Annotated in this window: 11 protein-coding genes and 1 pseudogene; 6 read left to right on the forward strand and 6 right to left on the reverse strand. The window is 71.9% G+C overall.

From position 1 onward, the window contains the following. Window positions 1-88 precede the first annotated feature (88 nt). Window positions 89-895: pseudogene (locus tag ADL01_RS35200) on the forward strand (glutathione S-transferase C-terminal domain-containing protein); the annotation flags it as partial. A 467-nt stretch (window positions 896-1,362) separates the two neighbouring features. Here ADL01_RS35200 and ADL01_RS35205 read toward each other — a convergent pair. After that, entirely contained in the window at window positions 1,363-2,448 is a 1,086-nt protein-coding gene (locus ADL01_RS35205; protein WP_053746149.1) for a M12 family metallopeptidase, read from the reverse strand. Window positions 2,449-2,547: 99 nt separating this feature from the next. Here ADL01_RS35205 and ADL01_RS35210 point away from each other — a divergent pair, with 99 nt between their 5' ends. Beyond that, entirely contained in the window at window positions 2,548-4,416 is a 1,869-nt protein-coding gene (locus ADL01_RS35210; RefSeq protein WP_053746123.1) for a helix-turn-helix transcriptional regulator, read from the forward strand. Between the two features lie 437 nt (window positions 4,417-4,853). Here ADL01_RS35210 and ADL01_RS35220 read toward each other — a convergent pair whose 3' ends face one another. Beyond that, a complete protein-coding gene (locus ADL01_RS35220) occupies window positions 4,854-7,421 on the reverse strand; it encodes a CHAT domain-containing protein (protein WP_053746125.1) in 2,568 nt (855 codons plus the stop codon). Window positions 7,422-7,645: 224 nt separating this feature from the next. Between ADL01_RS35220 and ADL01_RS35225 the strand changes: the two genes are divergently transcribed. Genes ADL01_RS35225 through ADL01_RS35235 form a run of 3 tightly spaced genes read left to right on the forward strand, consistent with a single transcriptional unit; the run spans window position 7,646 to window position 10,385 of the window. After that, window positions 7,646-9,088, forward strand: a complete 1,443-nt coding sequence (locus ADL01_RS35225) for a S8/S53 family peptidase (protein WP_053746126.1) — start codon at window positions 7,646-7,648, stop codon at window positions 9,086-9,088. Between the two features lie 41 nt (window positions 9,089-9,129). After that, window positions 9,130-9,774: an RNA polymerase sigma factor gene (locus ADL01_RS35230; protein WP_078960950.1), complete on the forward strand. Its 645-nt coding sequence runs from the start codon at window positions 9,130-9,132 to the stop codon at window positions 9,772-9,774. A 59-nt stretch (window positions 9,775-9,833) separates the two neighbouring features. Next, a complete protein-coding gene (locus ADL01_RS35235) occupies window positions 9,834-10,385 on the forward strand; it encodes a hypothetical protein (protein WP_405777706.1) in 552 nt (183 codons plus the stop codon). Window positions 10,386-10,522: 137 nt separating this feature from the next. On the opposite strand, the gene ADL01_RS35240 is transcribed toward ADL01_RS35235, so the two are convergent. Next, the gene (locus ADL01_RS35240; protein WP_053746128.1) at window positions 10,523-12,742 is read right to left on the reverse strand and encodes an NADP-dependent isocitrate dehydrogenase; all 2,220 of its coding nucleotides are present in this window, start codon (window positions 12,740-12,742) and stop codon (window positions 10,523-10,525) included. Window positions 12,743-12,932: 190 nt separating this feature from the next. Here ADL01_RS35240 and ADL01_RS35245 point away from each other — a divergent pair, with 190 nt between their 5' ends. Beyond that, a complete protein-coding gene (locus ADL01_RS35245) occupies window positions 12,933-14,498 on the forward strand; it encodes a M1 family metallopeptidase (protein WP_053746129.1) in 1,566 nt (521 codons plus the stop codon). Window positions 14,499-14,521: 23 nt separating this feature from the next. Here ADL01_RS35245 and ADL01_RS35250 read toward each other — a convergent pair whose 3' ends face one another. From ADL01_RS35250 to ADL01_RS35260, 3 genes are all read right to left on the reverse strand, one after another. Then, window positions 14,522-15,646 carry a mechanosensitive ion channel family protein gene (locus tag ADL01_RS35250; protein ID WP_053746130.1) on the reverse strand — a complete coding sequence of 375 codons (1,125 nt, stop codon included), beginning with the start codon at window positions 15,644-15,646 and terminating at the stop codon, window positions 14,522-14,524. Window positions 15,647-15,855: 209 nt separating this feature from the next. After that, window positions 15,856-17,055 carry a GTP-binding protein gene (locus tag ADL01_RS35255; protein ID WP_053746131.1) on the reverse strand — a complete coding sequence of 400 codons (1,200 nt, stop codon included), beginning with the start codon at window positions 17,053-17,055 and terminating at the stop codon, window positions 15,856-15,858. A 56-nt stretch (window positions 17,056-17,111) separates the two neighbouring features. Beyond that, window positions 17,112-18,074, reverse strand: a complete 963-nt coding sequence (locus ADL01_RS35260) for a lysylphosphatidylglycerol synthase transmembrane domain-containing protein (protein WP_053746132.1) — start codon at window positions 18,072-18,074, stop codon at window positions 17,112-17,114. Between the last annotated feature and the right edge of the window lie 44 nt (window positions 18,075-18,118).

Below are 18,118 nucleotides of genomic sequence, written 5' to 3' on the forward strand. Positions count from 1 at the left end.
GCCCGGCCGCCACCCCGCGCCCTACCGGTGGCCCCCCGACTACGCCTTCCGCCGCGCGTACGTCCGCGCACCACATCTGGGGAGACTCATGTCCGTCGCACCACTGGCCGCCGCCCGTCCCGGCCCCTCCTTCCGCGGCCGGCTCGGCCTGGACTCACGCAGCGGCCACTACCCCGTGCCGCGCCGGTACCGCCTCCACCTCTCCCCGGCCGACCCCGACTGTCTCCGGATCGCCGTCACCCACAGCCTCCTCGGCCTCGACACGGTCTGTCCGGTGACCTGGCTGCCCGCCGTCCCCGACGCCCCCGGCGGCGGACACTCCGCACTGCGCCCGCTGTACGAGGCGAGCGCGCACCGCTACTCCGGCGCGGCCACGGCCCCCGTGCTCAGCGACGACTGGTCGGGGCGGATCGTCAGCACGCACACCCCGGACATCCTGCGCGACCTGTCCCGGCACTTCGGCGGCGGCCGTCCCACGCTGTACCCGTGCGGTCTGGAGGCGGAGATCGAGGCCGTCGAGCGGCTGTGCGCCCAGCACTTCCACGGGCCCGCGTCCAGCGCACAGCGCGCCGCAGCCGCCGACGCCGACGACACCGACCGCGCCGACGCGCTCGCCTCCCTGCTGCGCACCCTGGGCTCGCTCGACGCACGGCTGGCCGCCGACCCGTATCTGCTGGGCGACCGGCTGACCGCCGCCGACGTGGAGCTGTGGGTCGCCCTGGTACGCCTCGACACCGTGCACCGTCGGCACCTGGACACCGCGGCCGAGCGCCGCGTCGCCGACCACCCGGCCCTGTGGACCTACGCCCACCGACTCGCCGCCCACCCGGCGTTCGGCCCCCACCCCGATCCCTCCGCCGCCACCCGCCGGCGTCTCGCTCACTACGAGGGCCTGTAGGCGGCGGGTACCCCTGTGCAGCTCCTGGCCTGGGCCGCGCACACGGCACGCTCCGCCGGCTGGACCCTGGCCCAGTACGGCCGAGGCGCCGGCCGTCGCTGATCCTGCCCGTCGCCCCGGTCCATCAGGGACCTCGCCGTCGTGACCGGCGACCGCCAGAACTTCGTCGGCTCCCCGGCCCCCGTCACCGAGACCGTCAGCGACTTGGTCCAGGCTGCCCCCGCCGGCGACGGCTTCCTCCTCGTCCCGCACCTCACCCTGACCGCGACCACCTGGGCCTGGCCCGCCCCGACGCCGAGGAGGCGGCGGAGCGGGTGGTGTCCTTCAGTCGCCGTACGGACATGGCGTGGTCGAGGACGTCGCCCTCCCCCCAGAGGGTGACGTCCTCGACCGCTCCCCCGAGTGCCCGTCGGGTGGTCTGATGCGTCCGCGGCGGCCGTCATGTGCTGGTACTGCCCCCAGTTTCACCAACACATGACGGCCGTTTCCCCCGATCCCCAGGTGGAGTAGAGGCGTACGCGGACGAAGTAGTTGCGGCCCTTCACGAGCCGGACCCTGACCTGGGCGCTGTGCGGAGCGCCGCCGTCGTCCCCGGCGCAGAGGTAACGCGGTTCGCCGTCGATCTCCTCGAAGACCGCGACGACCGTGTCGCTCTCCCCGAAGGTGCCCACGGTGTAGTCGCGGGTCTCCGGCGGCGCGATGCCGAAGTCGGCCTGCTCGCCCGCGCCGAGGCGCAGTGGAGCGGACCGGAACGGCACGAGTTCGGCCGGCGCGCGTGTGCCCGTCGGCGGATACCAGCGCAGCACGAGCTCTTTGTCGGCCGGGGAGAGGGTCCCCGGCGGCCGTACCCCGGACCGGAACTGCTCCGGTTCGAGGATCAGCCCCGCCGAGAACGGATACTCCATGATCGACAGCGGGTCCCAGACGGAGCCGTTGACCTCGTCCGGGTCGAGCTTGCGCAGGACGTTGACGTACGTCCTGTCGCGGCCCCAGAAGTTCGGCGGCCCCGCCAGGTCGTCGTACACCGCCTCGTCGTCCCAGTGGATGCCGGCGAAGGGGCTCTGGTGCTCGTGCAGCAGGCCCAGGGCGTGCCCGATCTCGTGCAGGGCCGTCGCGCGCTCCCCGGGCGCGGTCAGATCCCAGCCGAAATTCATCGTGCGCCGCCCCAGGCCCACCGAGAGTGCGTCCCGCCCGACCGTGGAGTACGAACCGTCACCGGTCTGGAACCCGATGCGCAGTTCTGCCTCCGAGCGGTCGCGCACCTCGACGAAGGAGAGCCCGATCCCCAGGCCGAGCCACTCCCCGAAACAGTCGCGGACGACATCGCGCTGTGCCTCGGCGCCGACCCACGACTCCCACCGCGTCTCCCCCGTCCCCGGGAGGGGGATGACCGAGCCGTCGCCGTCCCGGTCGAAGAAGTAGTAGTGGAGCACGGTGCCGTTCACCCACTTCAGACGCCCCGCCAGGAGCGCGCTGAGCCGCTCGGCCGGCAACCCCGGTGGAAACGTGGGGGCCGGCTGCTGCGGGAGTGAGCAGAACCGTGCGTTCATGGGAAACAGGTTGCGGCCCAAGGGCACTCGGGCGCCTGAGTCGGGGGCTACTCAAGTCACCCTGTATCAAAGCTGAGTAGCCCTGCTCTTGTTCATGTGATGACTTCGCTACGGGACGCCGAGACCCTGGAACTGCCCTGGCCGTTCACCGGCCGGGACCTCGAACTGGAGCTGGTCCGACGGTCGTTGGCGGCCGAACGGCACGGCGTCGTGGTGACGGGGCCCTCCGGGCACGGCAAGACCCGTCTTGTCACGGAGGCCGTCCGGGGCACAGACTGCGTGAAGGTGACCGGCACGCCGGAGACCCGGGGTATCGCCTTCGCCGCGTTCGCCCACGTCTTCCCGGAGCCGGTCTCCCTGCACCGCGCGTTCCAACTCCTCACGGGCGTACGGACTCTGCTGGTCGACGACGCCCATCTGCTCGACGACTCCTCGGCCGCCCTGGTCCACCAGCTCGCGGTGCACGGACGGACCCGGCTGCTCGTCGTGGCGACGGACGGCGCCCCCGCACCCGGTGCGGTGTCCCGGCTGTGGACCGGTGAGGTGCTGCCGCGGCTCGCCCTGGAGCCGCTGCCCATCGAGGACACCGCCCAGCTGATCCAGGTGGGCGCCGGCGGCCCGGTCGAGACGCTCACCGCACGCCGCCTGCACCACCTCTGCCAGGGTGACCTGCGGTTGCTGCGCGACCTGCTCGGAGCGGTGCGTGAACGCGGCGAACTCACCCTGGACGCGGACGAGTTGATGTGGCGCGGACCCGTGCCCGTGACAGCGGCGGTACGGGAACGGGCCGGGCAGGCCCTGCACCGGGCCCGCGCCGAGGAGCGGGACGCGCTGGAACGCCTGGCGTTCAGCGAACCGCTCCCGCTGGGCCTCGCCGACGTCGACCTGGGCGCGCTGGAGGCCCTTGAAGCCGACGGTCTGATCCGCGTCGACGCCCAGTCCGAAGTGCGCCTCGCCCACCCCCTGCACGGCCCCGTCCTGCGCGCGGGCGCCGGGCAGCTCCGGGCCCGGCGACTGGCCCGTCCCCGGGCCGAGTGCGCGTCGGCCCTGGACAGGGAGCGCGCGGAACTCGCGGAGCGGATCGAGCGCGCCGACGTCCAGGAACCGGCGGGCCCCGTCGGAGACTGGCTGACGGCCGAGAGCGCGGCCTCGCACCCCGCCGTACCGGCCGACTACGCGACCGTGCGAGCCCGCTTCGCCCGACTGCGCGGAGAACTGCGCGAGGCCCTGTCCTGGGCCAGGGAAGGCCTCCGGGGCACACCGGACGACCCCTCTTGCCGTACGGAACTGGCTCTGGCCGCAGCCCAGTTGAGCGAGGCCGCCACCGTCGGCGAGGCCCTCGCCGGCCACGCTTCCCCCGGGCGGGCGACCACCTGGCTCCGGTCGGCGCACGGTGACGTCACCGGCGTGCTGGAACCGACCGCCGACTCCGCGGACGGGGAGGGCGAGGCATACGTCCTCTACGACGCCGTACGCCTCGGGGCTCCGCACCTGGTCGCGGAGCGGCTCGCCCAACTGCCCGGCGAGAAGGCCGAACCCCTGGCCCGGCACGCCGACGCGCTCGTCCGCCAGGACGGCCCGGCACTGGACCGCGCCGCCGAACTCCTGGAGCGACGGGGCCTGTTGCTCTTCGCCGCCGAAGCACACGCCCAGGCTGTCCCGGCACACCGCGACCCACGCGCCGCCCGCAGATCCCGCTCCCGCGCGATGACCCTGGCCCGCCGCTGCCAGGGCGCCCGCACCCCGGCCCTGTCCGGCCTCGTCCTCGGCGAACTCACCGTCCGCCAGCGCCAGATCGTCACCCTGGCCGCGGCGGGCCTGAGCAACCGCCAGATCGCGGACCGCCTGACCCTGTCCATCCGCACGGTCGGCAACCACCTGTACAGCGCGTACACCCGCCTCGGCGCGAACGACCGGGGCGCACTGCCGTGGCTACTGGAGGAGGCGCCGACCGGGCGGTCGGCGTGATCGCCGGTTTGGAGGCGGGGTGCGTGCCCGCCGTTTCGTGGCTTGGCCGACGTTGTCCGTCCGCCTGGTGGCGCGAGCGCTGAGGGTGCCCGTCCGGGCGTCTGGCGTTGTGTTCCCGGCGGGGGGTCGGTGGAGGGCGTTCGACGCTGCGGGGGGCTGGGAAGTGCGGGTGCCGGGGGGCCAGGTCCGGCTGTTGACCGGCGCGCTGCCGTGGCTGCTGGGGGAGGCGTCGGCCGGGCGGTCGGTGTGATCGCCGGTTTGGGGGCTGTGGAGCGTTCCACGCTGCGGCGCCTGAGAAGTGCCGGTGCGCTGCCGTAGCTGCGGCAATGCCCGTCACCCACCCCACGCAGGCGCGGAAGCCGCCCGATGCACTGAGCCTCACCGCGTGCTCCGCGCCGTGCGTCTGACCGCCGTCAGGGGACGGGGGAGCGGCAGGTTCAGGCGGAGCCGAACGCCGAGAACGCCCACCCCGTTGCCTGGTGTGTCGCGTCGCCGGGTAGTGCCGTGCGGGCGTCGCGCAGGGCCTCCGCCAGGGAGAGGCCCCCGCTGAGGCCCTTGTGGAGGGCCAGCATCAGCGGGACGACGGCCGCGTCGTTGACCGGTGCGCTGCTCGCCACCACGCCCGCCGTGCCCAGCGGCAGCAACGCCGTGACCAGGCCGAGGAGTTCGTCCGCGCCCACCGTCGCGAGGCGGCCGGTGTCGCAGCTGGAGAGGATGATCCGGTAGGGGCTGCGACCGAGGCGTTCGAAGTCGTGCACGATCAGCGGGCCGTCGGCCATCCGCAGCGACGAGAAGAGCGGACTGTCCGCCCGGAAGGTGCCGTGGGCCGCGATATGGGCCAGCGCGGCCCCGTCGAGCGCGTCCAGCACCGCCGGTACCCGCGCGCCCTCGTGTTCGAGGACCGTCGGTCTCCCGTACCGGTCGGCCAGGTCGGGTACCTCCGCCCCGCCGCTCGCCAGACCCGGCCCACGGACCAGGACGTGCCGGCCACCTGGCGGGGGCCCGGTCTCCTGGGCGCGCAGCCAACTGCTCGCCGACGGGGACACGCTCAGCACCCGCTCCCGGAGGGACGGAAGCAGGGCCCAGGGGACTCGGTGCAGCCTTCCCGGCGGAACCACGACCACCGGGCCGCGGCCCAGGTGCGGCACGGCCGCGCCCAGCAGCAGTTCCTCGAGACGACGCCCCGACGCCTCCAGCAACGGCAGCCTGCCCTCCGCCCCCGGATGCGCGAGCCGCCGCAGCCCGGCCTGCACATGCTCGGCCTCGATCACCGCGTCCGAGAGCAGCCCCGCCTCGAACCGGCGCACCCGCCCCTCGCCGCACAGCAGCACCTGCACCCGGCCGTCGACGACCGCGATCTCGATCAACCGCGCACCGCGGCCCAGGCGTTCCAGCAGCCGAGCGGGGTCGAAGCGGCGTTCGGCGCCGGGGGACTCGCCGCGCATGTGGAGGGTGCGGGAGCGCACCTCCCGTTCCAGGCGCCGCTGTTCCCGCTCCAGCGCGGGCACCGGACGGCCGTCGATCCGGGCCTCCTCCGCCCGGGCGGCGATCTCCCGGAAGGCGGTCAGGCTCTGGACGAGCGCCGGATCGTCGGGCGGCCGGGCGGGCGGCGCCGACAGAACCGTGGCCCGCCACCGCTCGCTCCACACCAGCAGCCGCCGCGGCCCACCGGAGACCAGGGTCGCCCGCTGTGCCAGGGCGGCCAGTTCGGCACCCTGCGCGGTGGCCCGCGCGCGCAGCTCCGACGCGCCGAGCGTCATCCGGTGGTCGTCCAGCACGGCGAGCCCGCGTCGGCACGCCTCCAGCACGCCCCGCCCCGACCCGGCCGCCTCCGCACGCAGCGCCTGCGCCGCCCACCCCGTCATCCGGGCCAGCGGCGGACCGACGCGCCGACTGCGGGCGGCGACCCGCAGATGCTTCTCCGCGTCCTCCCGCCAGCCCAGCGCGAGCGCGATCCGCCCCGCGAGCAGCGAGGCCTCGGGCGCCGCCGGTGACCCGAAGGCGGCGAGCCGGTCGGCGAGCGCCGCCGCGTCCGCGACGAGCCGCCCCGACGTCCGCCCGGTCGCGACCCGCGCCTCGATCAGCACCAGCCGGGCGTGCGCCTCCCACCAACTGCGCCGCTGCCCGGCGAACAGGCGTACGGCGACGGCCGCGCGGGCGATCGCGGTGTGCGGATCGTCCGCGAGCCGGGCGGCCTTCGCCGCGGTCAGCAGCAGCTCCGCCTTGCGGGTGCTCTGGCCGCCGATGCCGTCGAGCACGCCGAGCGCCGCGTCGGCCTCCGCGACCGCCTCCGGGGCGAGCCCGGCGGCCATCAGCACCTCGCAGCGCCGGATGTAGAACATGAAGATCGGCGTGCCCAGCCGGTCGTACCGCTCCGCCGCCTCGTCGAACAGGCGCAGCGCCGCCGGGATGTCACCCGCCCGGTACGCGGCCAGCGCCCGGCTCTCGACGACGTCGGCCTTGTCGTGCTCCTGGCCGGTGGTGTCCCACATCTGCTCGGCGGCCGTGAAGTCGGCGTCGGCCCGCTCGGGGCGCCCGAGCGCCAGATGCACGGTCGCCCGCAGGGTCAGCGCCCGCGCCGTCCAGATGACGTCGTCCGCCTGCCGCAGCACCGGAATGGCCCGCCGTACGTCGTCCAGCGCCTCGCGGTGATGCCCGAGCACCCACCACGCGTACGCCCGCCGGTACAGCACGCGCGCGCGTGTGTGGCCGGTACCCCGGTCGACGCCCTGCTCGAAGGCCTCCAAACCCTGCCGGGTACGGCCCGCGTGCACCAGCGCCACGCCGAGCGTGCCGAGGACGTCCGCCTCACGCTCCGCCGACCCGGCGTCGGCCGCGAGATCGCGGGCGCGCCGCAGATGACGCAGGGCGAGGCGCATGTCGCCGAAGTCCCGCTGCCACAGGCCGATCACCTGATGGGCGACGGAGGCGTGCAACGGCGTCGGATCGTTGCCGAGGACGTTCTCCGCGCGCGCGAGGGCGTCCTTGGGGCGGGCGAACACCATCGGAAGTAGTTCGAGAACCGTGTCGCTTCCCGCAGTCACCCAACGGATGGTAGTGCTCCGGACCCTCCGTCACACAGGTTTGGTCGTGGATAACCCGCTGTCCTTCGCCGAGCGATCCCATGTATCAACAAGCGTGCCCGGCACGTGTATCACGCGAGGGCCCGACGGCTCTCCATAGAGGCACCAGAGGCAACACGGGATCGGTTCAAGGGGGAGGACATTCCATGGCACCTCAGCGTTTCCAGGAGCAGTTCGACCAGATCCAGCGTTCCATGCCCGGCGTGGAGCTGGCCATGGGGCCGGACGACGCGGCCGAGTTCATCTACGAGAAGGGTGTGGTCCTGGCCCGCGACGGCGAGGAGGCGCGGATCGTAGAGGACACCGTGCGCGCGCACTTCACCACGTTCGCCGGCCTGACCGCCGACGAGGTGCGCCGGGAGAGCCCGGAGACCAACCGGTCGGGCATCACCCGCATCCGGGTCGGCGACCCCGGGGAGGGCGGCCCGCGCGGCGACCGCGCGGTGGCGGGCGCCCTGCGCGCGCTCAGGCAGACGGAGGGCAACGCGGGGCGGCGCCTGGTCAGCCGTAACCACGTGGTGCACATCGCGCCCGTCAACGCCTGTCCCGGTGACGAGCCGGTTCCCGTCCCGTTCGCGGCGGGGCCCAACCCGGCGGTGGCCGAGAGCGGCTACGACGCGGACAACGCCGTCGGCGTCCTGGTCATCGACACCGGTCTCATGCACGACTACGCGTCCTACCCGGCGATGGCCCACGTCCAGGGCGACACCCAGGTCGACGAGTGCGACGGCGACGGCGTGCTCCACCAGTACGCGGGACACGGCACGTTCATCTCGGGGCTCGTCGCGGCCGTCGCCCCCAACACGAACGTCGTCTCCCGCAACACGCTCAACGACGCCGGCGCGATCCTGGAGTCCGAGTTCGGCGACAAGCTCTTCGAGGCTGTCGAGCGCGACGGCTGGCCGGCCATCATCAGTCTCTCCGCCGGCACCTCGAACGGCAGCACGGAAGGCCTGCTCGGTCTCGCCGCGTTCATGGAGGCCCTGCGCGACCAGCCGGGCACCCTGCTGGTCGCCGCCGCCGGCAACAACGCCAGCGCGACCCCCTTCTGGCCCGCCGCCTACGCCGGCAAGCCCGAGTACGCCCAGTCCGTGATCTCCGTCGGCGCCCTGCGCAGCGACGGCGAGTTCGGCGCCTGCTTCACCAACCATGGTTCGTGGGTGAAGGTCTACGCCCCCGGCGAGCGTCTCACCGGCGCCCTGACCGGCTTCGACGCACCGGTGCCGTACGTCTACCAGCACAGCACCTACGCCACCTGCCGCTACCACTTCACCTACGCCTGCACCTGCCAGTCCCCGGAGCACCTCGGCGTGCTCTCGGGGGACCACGAGACCAGCTCGGGCACCCCGGACCAGGTGATGTTCGAGGGGTTCGCCCAGTGGAGCGGCACCTCCTTCGCCACCCCGGTGGTCGCGGCGCTGATCGCCGCCCACATGACCGCCCACAAGGAGACCGACCCACGCGCCGCCAGGCAGCAACTCCTCGCGGCGAACACCGAGTTCGCCGAGGTCCGGGGCGCGGTCGTACCCGCGCTGATCCCGCCCACCTGGAGCCCGGTGCCGGTCGTGAACACCCCGCCCGCCCGATGAGGTCAACAGGCCTCCACAAAAGGACAAAACGAGTGAGGACCATGCGCAGGACGAGTGGAGCACCCCCTTCCACGGCGTACGATGACTGGCCGTACACGAGGGGTGGGGACGTGGACCGAGCTGCGGTCGGCGCGTTGGTCCAGTCCGCCGTCGACGGTGACGCCGCGGGCTGGAAAGCGCTGGTGGAAGGGCTGAGCCCGCTGGTGTGGTCGGTGGCACGTGCCCACCGGCTGTCCGACGCGGACGCCCGCGAGGTGTACTCGACCGTGTGGTTCCGCTTCGCCCAGCACCTGGGCCGTATCCGTGAGCCGGAGAAGGCGGGCTCGTGGCTCGCCAGCACCGCCCGGCACGAGTGCCTCAAGGTCATCAAGAGCGCGCACCGGATGACACCGACGGACGACGCCCAGCTGCTCGACCGGATGAGTGACGACCGTACGCCCGAGCAGTGGGTGATCGAGTCCGAGGACGCCTCCATGGAGGCGGAGCGCATCCGGACGTTATGGCAGGAGTTCGAGGAACTCGGCGCCCGGTGCAGGCAGTTGCTGCGCATCCTGATGTCCACGCCGCCGCCGAGCTACCAGGAGATCTCGGTCGGCCTCGGCATCGCCGTCGGCAGCATCGGCCCCCTGCGCCAGCGCTGCCTGCGTCGGCTGCGGGTGCGGCTCGCCGCCCGGGGGGTGCGATGACCAGCGCGCACGACGACGGATCCCCCCACGCCTTCGACGAAACGGACGGCCCGGCCGACATGAACGGCAGCGAAGGTATCGACGGTACCGAAGGTATGGACGGCTTCGACGACGCCGACGACGAACTGGACGACGGGCCCGACGACTCGGGACCCTTCGAAGGCGACGACTCGCTGGACAACGACCTCCTGGAAGAGACGCTCCGCCAGGCCGCCGCCATCATGGATCCGGTCCCGGCGCAGCTCCGGCAGACCGCCGTCGAGGCCTACGCCTTGTACGCGCTCGACACCCGACTGGCCGAGCTGACCTTCGACTCGCTGGTCCACGGCCTTCCCATCAGAGGTGCCGTCGACGCCCCCCGCATGCTGACCTTCCGCACGGACGAGCTGACGGTCGACGTAGAGGTGACCGCCCACGGCCTGATGGGCCAGCTGCTGCCACCGCAGGGGGCGAGGATCGAGGTCCTGAGCGGCCCCCAACTCACCTCACCACCCGCACTCACCGCAGACAACCTGGGCCGCTTCGCAGCCGAACTACCGGTGACCGGCCCGTTCGCACTCCGTCTGCGCACGGACGCGGAGACGGTAATGACGGAGTGGCTCCGCGCCTGACACGACGGCACCGGCGAACTCCGGCGCGGAACCCCGCGCCCCAAAGGGGCGCGGGGCTGTGTTCGATCTGCGGCTCCGCCGCGGGGCGCGACAAGCCCTCCGGGCCGCGGTAAAAGAACCGCACACCCAGCCGAGCGTCAGCTCAACGTCGCCAGCGTCTCGTTCCACGTGGCCGACGGACGCATGACCGTCTTCGCCTTCTCCACGTCCGGCTGGTAGTACCCACCGATGTCAGCCGGCTTCCCCTGAACCGCGATCAACTCGGCGACAATCGTCTCCGCGTTCGCGGTGAGCGCCTCGGCGAACGAAGCGAACGACTTCGCGAGGTCCGCGTCCTCCGTCTGCGCCGCCAGCTCCTGCGCCCAGTACAGGGACAGGAAGAAGTGGCTGCCCCGGTTGTCGATGCCGCCGACACGCCGGGTCGGCGACTTGTCCTCGTTGAGGAAGGTCGCCGTCGCCCGGTCGAGCGTGTCGGCGAGGACCTGGGCGCGTGCGTTGCCCGTGGTCGTGGCGAGGTGCTCGAAGCTGGCCGCCAGCGCGAAGAACTCACCCAGGCTGTCCCAGCGCAGGTAGTTCTCCTTGACGAGCTGCTGGACGTGCTTCGGGGCGGAGCCGCCGGCGCCCGTCTCGAACAGGCCGCCGCCCGCCATCAGCGGGACGACCGACAGCATCTTGGCGCTGGTACCCAGCTCCAGGATCGGGAACAGGTCGGTCAGGTAGTCGCGCAGCACGTTGCCGGTGACGGAGATGGTGTCCTCACCGCGCCGGATGCGCTCCACCGACAGCTTGGTCGCCTCGACCGGGTTGAGGATCCGGATGTCCAGGCCCTCGGTGTCGTGCTCCGGCAGGTAGGCGTTGACCTTGGCGATCAGGTTGGCGTCGTGGGCGCGGGTCTCGTCCAGCCAGAACACCGCCGGGTCGCCGGTGGCACGGGCACGGGTGACGGCCAGCTTCACCCAGTCCTTGATCGGGGCGTCCTTGGTCTGGCAGGCGCGGAAGATGTCACCGGCGGCGACGGGCTGCTCGATCACCACGTTGCCGGCCTGGTCGACGAGGCGGACCGTACCGGCGGCCGGGATCTCGAAGGTCTTGTCGTGGCTGCCGTACTCCTCGGCCTTCTGCGCCATCAGACCGACGTTCGGGACGGAGCCCATGGTCGACGGGTCGTAGGCGCCGTTGACGCGGCAGTCGTCGATCGCGACCTGGTAGACGCCGGCGTAGGAGGAGTCCGGGAGCACCGCGAGGGTGTCGGCCTCCTGGCCGTCCGGGCCCCACATGTGGCCGGAGGTACGGATCATGGCCGGCATGGACGCGTCGACGATGACGTCGGACGGGACGTGCAGGTTGGTGATGCCCTTGTCGGAGTCGACCATGGCCAGCGCCGGGCCCTCGGCCAGCTCGGCGTCGAAGGACGCCTTGATCGCGGCGCCCTCGGGCAGCGACTCGAGGCCCTTGTAGATGCCGCCGAGACCGTCGTTCGGGGACAGGCCGGCCGCGGCGAGGGTCTCGCCGTACTGGGCGAACGTCTTCGGGAAGAACGCGCGCACGACGTGGCCGAAGATGATCGGGTCGGAGACCTTCATCATCGTGGCCTTGAGGTGCACGGAGAACAGCACGCCTTCCGCCTTGGCGCGGGCGATCTGCGCGGTGAGGAACTCGCGCAGCGCGGCGACGTGCAGGACGGACGCGTCGACGACCTCGTCCGCGAGGACGGGTACCGACTCGCGCAGGACGGTCGTCGAGCCGTCCTCGCCCGCCAGCTCGATGCGCAGCGAACCGGCCTGAGAGATCACCGCGGACTTCTCGGTGGAGCGGAAGTCGTTCTCGCCCATCGTCGCCACGTTGGTCTTGGACTCGGGGGTCCAGGCGCCCATGCGGTGCGGGTGGGTCTTGGCGTAGTTCTTCACCGAGGCGGGGGCGCGGCGGTCCGAGTTGCCCTCACGCAGCACCGGGTTCACGGCGGAACCCTTGATCTTGTCGTAGCGGGCGCGGATGTCGCGCTCCTCGTCCGACTTCGGGTCGTCCGGGTAGTCGGGCAGCGCGTAGCCCTGGCTCTGCAGCTCGGCGACGGCCGCCTTGAGCTGCGGGATCGAGGCCGACACGTTGGGCAGCTTGATGATGTTCGCCTCGGGCGTCTTCGCCAGCTCGCCCAGCTCGGCGAGGGCGTCCGCGATGCGCTGGCCCTCCTCCAGGAACTCCGGGAAGACGGCGATGATGCGGCCGGCCAGCGAGATGTCCCGGGTCTCGACGTTCACCCCGGCCTGCGAGGCGTACGCCTGGATGACGGGCAGGAACGAGTGGGTCGCCAGGGCGGGCGCCTCGTCAGTGTGCGTGTAAATGATGGTCGAGTCAGTCACCGGGTGCTCCGCTCCACGTCTGCAACATTGCTCGACATCAAGATATCTCAGAGGTCCGTGCGCGAGTCGCTCGGGATGTGTTCGGGCGTCGGTGCAACCGACTGCGCCGACCTTGTGGTCTAGGGGGTAGACCCGCACACCTGACCGGCGGCCGGACCTGACCAGCCGGGCGCCCGAGCGAAAGCGACCCATGAGATATCGCACCAGACTGACGGCCCCTGCGGCAGCCCTGCTCGGCACGGCCGCGGCCACCACCCTGGCCCCTTCGGCCCACGCGGCGTCCGGGGGGACGTCCAAGTCGGCTTCGAGGAAGAAGAATCCCACCCCGGGCGCCGAGACCCTCGGTGACTCCGTCTACCCGAGCCTGGGCAACGACGGCTACCGCGTCGCCGCCTACCACCTCGACCTCGCCTACGACGCCACGACCCAGCTGGTCGAGGGCGAGGCGACCCTGCGCGTCCGCACCACCCAGGCCCTGAGCCGCCTCTCCCTCGACGCCCTCGGCCTGGACATCCGCTCCGTGCGCGTCGCCGGCCGCACGGCCACGTACGAGCAGGTCGACGAGAAGCTGCGGATCACGCCCGACTGCGCGCTGCCGGCGCACACCTGGACGACGATCTGTGTCGCGTACGGCGCCGACCCGCGCCGCGCCCTGACCCACACCGCCTGGGTGCCCACGCCCGACGGGTTCGCGGTGTGCCCGCAGCCCAACTCCGCGCACACCGTCTTCCCGTGCAACGACCATCCGCTCGACAAGGCCGACCTCACGGTCCGGATCACCGTGCCGAGCACCCTGCGCGGCGTCGCGAGCGGCGCTCTGGTGCGCACGGAGAGCCTGGACGGCGACCGGACCGCGTACACCTATCGCTCGCGATCGCCGATCGCCACCGAACTCGTACAGATCACCGTCGGCGACTACGTCGTCAAGGAGCGGCAGGGGCCGAACGGGCTGCCGCTGCGGGACGTCGTCCCGGTCGCGCGCGCCGCGGCCCTCGAACCGGCGCTGGCACTCACCCCGGGCCTGGTGGCGTGGCTGGAGCAGCGGCTCGGGGCCTACCCGTTCGAGACGTACGGCCTGCTGCCGTGCAACTCCGACAGCCCGACCGCCTTCGACTTCACGGGCCTGGAGACGCAGACGCTCACGCTGTACAAGCCGAACTTCCTGCTCCAGGAGGAGAAGAAGATCGGCTCGCACATGATGCACGAGCTGGTCCACTCCTACTTCGGCAACAGCGTCAGCCCCGGCAACTGGGCCGACCTGTGGCTCAACGAGGGCCACGCCGACTTCTACGGACTGCTCTACCGCTACGAGCGCGGCTGGACCGACTCCCTCGGTCTGACCACCATGGAAGCGCGGATGAAGGACACGTACGCGCGCGGCGACCAGTGGCGCCACGACTCCGGGCCGGTCGCGGCGCCCAACGAGGCCAACCTGTTCGACAGCCAGCGCTACGTGGGCGGCGTCCTCGTCCTCTACGCGCTGCGCGAGTTCGTCGGCGAGGCCGTCTTCGGCGCGATCGAGCACACCTTCCTCGACCGTTACCGCAACGCCACGGCGACGACCGAGAACTACATCTCGGTCGCCTCCGAGATCGCCGGCCAGGACCTCTCCGGCTTCCTGCGGGAGTGGCTGTACGGCACGACGACACCGCGGATGCCCGGTCACCCGGACTGGACGGTCACCCCGGTCCACACGTCACTGACCGCGCCGAGGAAGCGCAGGGCCGGCCATCACGACAACTCGGCGACTCTCTGAGCCTGCCCGCCGAGACGTGAGTCTCATCTGTCGAGCAGGGCGGACGACGCTCCGCCCTGCTCCAGGCCGAACCCCGGATCGGGTTCCGCATGGCCGGTCCGCTGCTGCGGAATGACCACCGCGCCCTGCTGGAGGGCGACCGTCCGGGCGGGCGCCGGGATGCTGATGCCCTCCGCCCGGTAGCGTTTGTGCAGGCGCTTGATGAACTCGTGCTTGATCCGGAACTGGTCGCTGAACTCGCCGACCCCCAGGATCACCGTGAAGCCGATCCGCGAGTCGCCGAAGGTGTGGAAGCGCACCAGCGGCTCGTGGTCCGGGACGGCGCCGGTGATCTCGGTCATCACCTCGGTCACGACCTCGCAGGTGACGCGCTCCACCTGCTCCAGGTCGCTGTCGTAGGCGACGCCGACCTGGACCAGGATCGTCAGCATCTGCTCGGGGCGGTTGTAGTTGGTCATGTTCGTCCCGGCGAGTTGCCCGTTGGGGATGATGACCAGGTTGTTGGAGAGCTGGCGGACCGTCGTCTGACGCCAGTTGATGTCGACGACGTACCCTTCCTCGCCGCTGCTCAGCTTGATGTAGTCGCCGGGCTGGACGGTCTTCGAGGCGAGGATGTGGATGCCCGCGAAGAGGTTGGCGAGGGTGTCCTGGAGGGCGAGCGCGACGGCCAGACCGCCGACTCCCAGGGCGGTGAGCATCGGCGCTATGGACACGCCCAGCGTCTGCAGGACGACCAGGAAGCCCAGGGCCAGGATGACGACCCTGATGATGTTGACGAAGATCGTCGCCGATCCGGCGACCGCCGACCGGGACTGGGTGACCGTGCGCACCAGCGTGCTGACCACTCTCGCGGTCGTCAGCGTCGTGACCGCGATCAGCAGCACGGTCAGCGTCTGGTTGACGTTGTGCCCGACCGTCCTGGTCAGCGGCAGCGCGGCCGCGGCGGCCGCCGCGCCCCCGGTGAACGCCGACCACGGCACCACCGTACGCAGCGCGTCCACGATGAGGTCGTCCCCGCTCCAGCGGGTGCGGTCGGCGTGCCTGCCCAGCCAGCGCAGCAGCATGCGCAGCAGGAAGGCCGCCAGCAGGCCCACGGCGAGGGCGATGCCCGCGAGGACCAGATCGTCCACGGTGAGTTCTCGCTTCACCGGTCACCTCCGAGGAGTGGTTCCGCGGCGCCCCGCGCCACCGACGGCCGGATGTGAAGTCTCGTCACTTGCCACCTGTTCGAATGTTCGGAAGCCTGGAACTGTGCGATCAACGCCCGGACGTCTGTACGAAGTCCGGCGACCGCTCATCCTGCCGCATCCGGCCGGCCGATCGTCACCGAGCAGTGGCAAACCCGCCATTGAGCAGCTCAGACGGGGAGCGCGTCACAGACGTCCGCCGGGTGCACCTCCCACGCGGGGAAGGGGTCCTCGTACGCCGTGTGTGCCAAGTCGGCTGCGTACGTGGCCAGTTCCATCTCCGTCAACAGGCAGCGGGACAGTGCCAGTCGCAGCGACTGACGGCGCAGACCGATGCCGATGAACACCAACTCCTGTCCCTGTACGGGGGATTCACCACCCGTGGCATCGCCTGCGGCGATCGGCTCGAAGCGCGCCACCGAGCCCGCCTGTGACCACAGGCCCGTGGTGCCGGGGCGCGAGGCGAGGGTGAAGAAGCCCTTGGAGCGCAGCACTTGGCCGTAGTCACCCGCGTCGAGCGGGCCGGTGAGCAGGTCCCAGAGGCGGCCGGGGTGGAAGGGGCGCGGGTCGCGCAGCACGAGCGAGGAGATGCCGTACTCCTCCGTTTCCGGCACATGGTCGCCATTCAACTCGGCCACCCAGCCCGGAGCTTGCTCGGCCTTCTCCAGATCGAACAGGCCCGTGCCGAGGAGTTCGGCGGGGTCGATCGCGCCACGGACCGTACGGCGCACCCGGGCGGCCGGGTTGAGGCGCCGCAGGGTCGCCTCCAGGCGGTCGGCGGTCTCCTCGGGAACCAGGTCCGTCTTGTTGAGGAGGATGACGTCGGCGAACTCGACCTGGTCGACGAGGAGATCACTCACCGTGCGTTCGTCGCCCTCGACCGGGGTGATCCCGCGCTCCAGCAGGTCGTCCCCGTGGTCCAGCTCCGGCAAAAAGTTCACCGCGTCCACGACGGTCACCATGGTGTCGAGGCGGGAGACGTCCAGCAGGCTCGCGCCGTCGTCGCGGGCGAAGGCGAAGGTGGCCGCGACGGGCATGGGTTCCGAGATTCCGGACGACTCGATGAGCAGATGGTCGAAGCGGCCCGCGCGGGCCAGCTTCTCTACCTCCTCCAGGAGGTCGTCCCGCAGGGTGCAGCAGATGCAGCCGTTGGTCATCTCCACCAGCCGCTCCTCGGTACGGGAGAGGGCGCCGCCGTCCCGGACGAGGGACGCGTCGATGTTGATCTCGCTCATGTCGTTCACGATGACCGCGACCCGCAGGCCCTGACGGTTGCCGAGGACGTGGTTGAGCAGCGTCGTCTTTCCGGCGCCGAGGAAACCGGAGAGCACGGTCACGGGCAGGCGGGCGTCGGTGGAAGTGGTGGCCATGCGTCCGCACGCTAGCTTATTGGAAACCATTTTCACAAACGGGCCCCCGGGTGGCCTCAGATCACCTTGAACCGCACCAGCGCCCCCAGCGTCAACGCCCCCGGCAGCAGTGGCACCCACACGGTGATGATCCGGAACGCGAGCACCACCGCGGTGGCGACAGCCACCGGCCCGCCCACCGCGACCAGGGCCACGATCAGCGCCGCCTCCACGGAGCCGATACCGCCGGGCGTGGGGATCAGCGCGACGGCGACCGTCGCGGCGAGATAGGCGAGCGCCATGTGCCACGGCGGCACCGGCAGCCCCAGCGCCGTCCCCACCGCGGCCAGCCCGGCGGCCTGGAACGCCGGGAACGCCAGCGAACCGCCCCACAACGCCAGTGCCCGGGACGGCCGCGTGTGCACGGAACGGGCCTCGCCGAGCGCCGTGCGCAGGAAGGAGAGGGCGGCCGTACGCAGCCGCCGTACGCACACCAGCGCGCCCGTCGCCGCCAGCAGCACCGCGCCCAGGCCGATGAGCAGCGGGCCGAGCGCCATGCCGGGAACGAGGGTGCCGAGCCGCAGGGCGTGCGGGAACGCGATCAGCAGCGCCGCCAGCAGGCCCAGCCGGCCGACGGCCTCCGCGAGCATGTACAGGGCGAGCGCCGCCGAGGAACGGGCCAGCGGCAGACCGCACACCGTCAGGAACCGCAGATTGACCGCCCCCGCGCCGAGCCCCGTCGGCAGCAGATGGTTGGCCGAGCCCGCCGCGAACTGCGTGGCGAGCAGCCGCAGCCTGGGCAACCGCTCGACGACGGCTCCCTGCCGGCTGACGGCGGCGGCCACCCAGGTCAGACAGGTCGCGCCGGCCGCGACCAGCAGCCAGGGCCACTTGGCCGTCCAGAGCTGGCCGAAGCCCTCGGCGAGCACCTGCCGGTGGCGTACCGCGACCACGGCGACCAGGAGGAGCGGGAGCAGGCACAGGACCTGCCGTACCGGTATGCGTCGGCGCCGGGCCGGGGGAGAGAGAACCGCTGTCACAACCGGAGAGGTTCTCCCTGCCGCACCAACACCGGGTTGCGGGC

This window comes from Streptomyces sp. NRRL WC-3618 (genome assembly GCF_001280005.1).
In the GTDB taxonomy this organism is placed as follows: domain Bacteria; phylum Actinomycetota; class Actinomycetes; order Streptomycetales; family Streptomycetaceae; genus Streptomyces.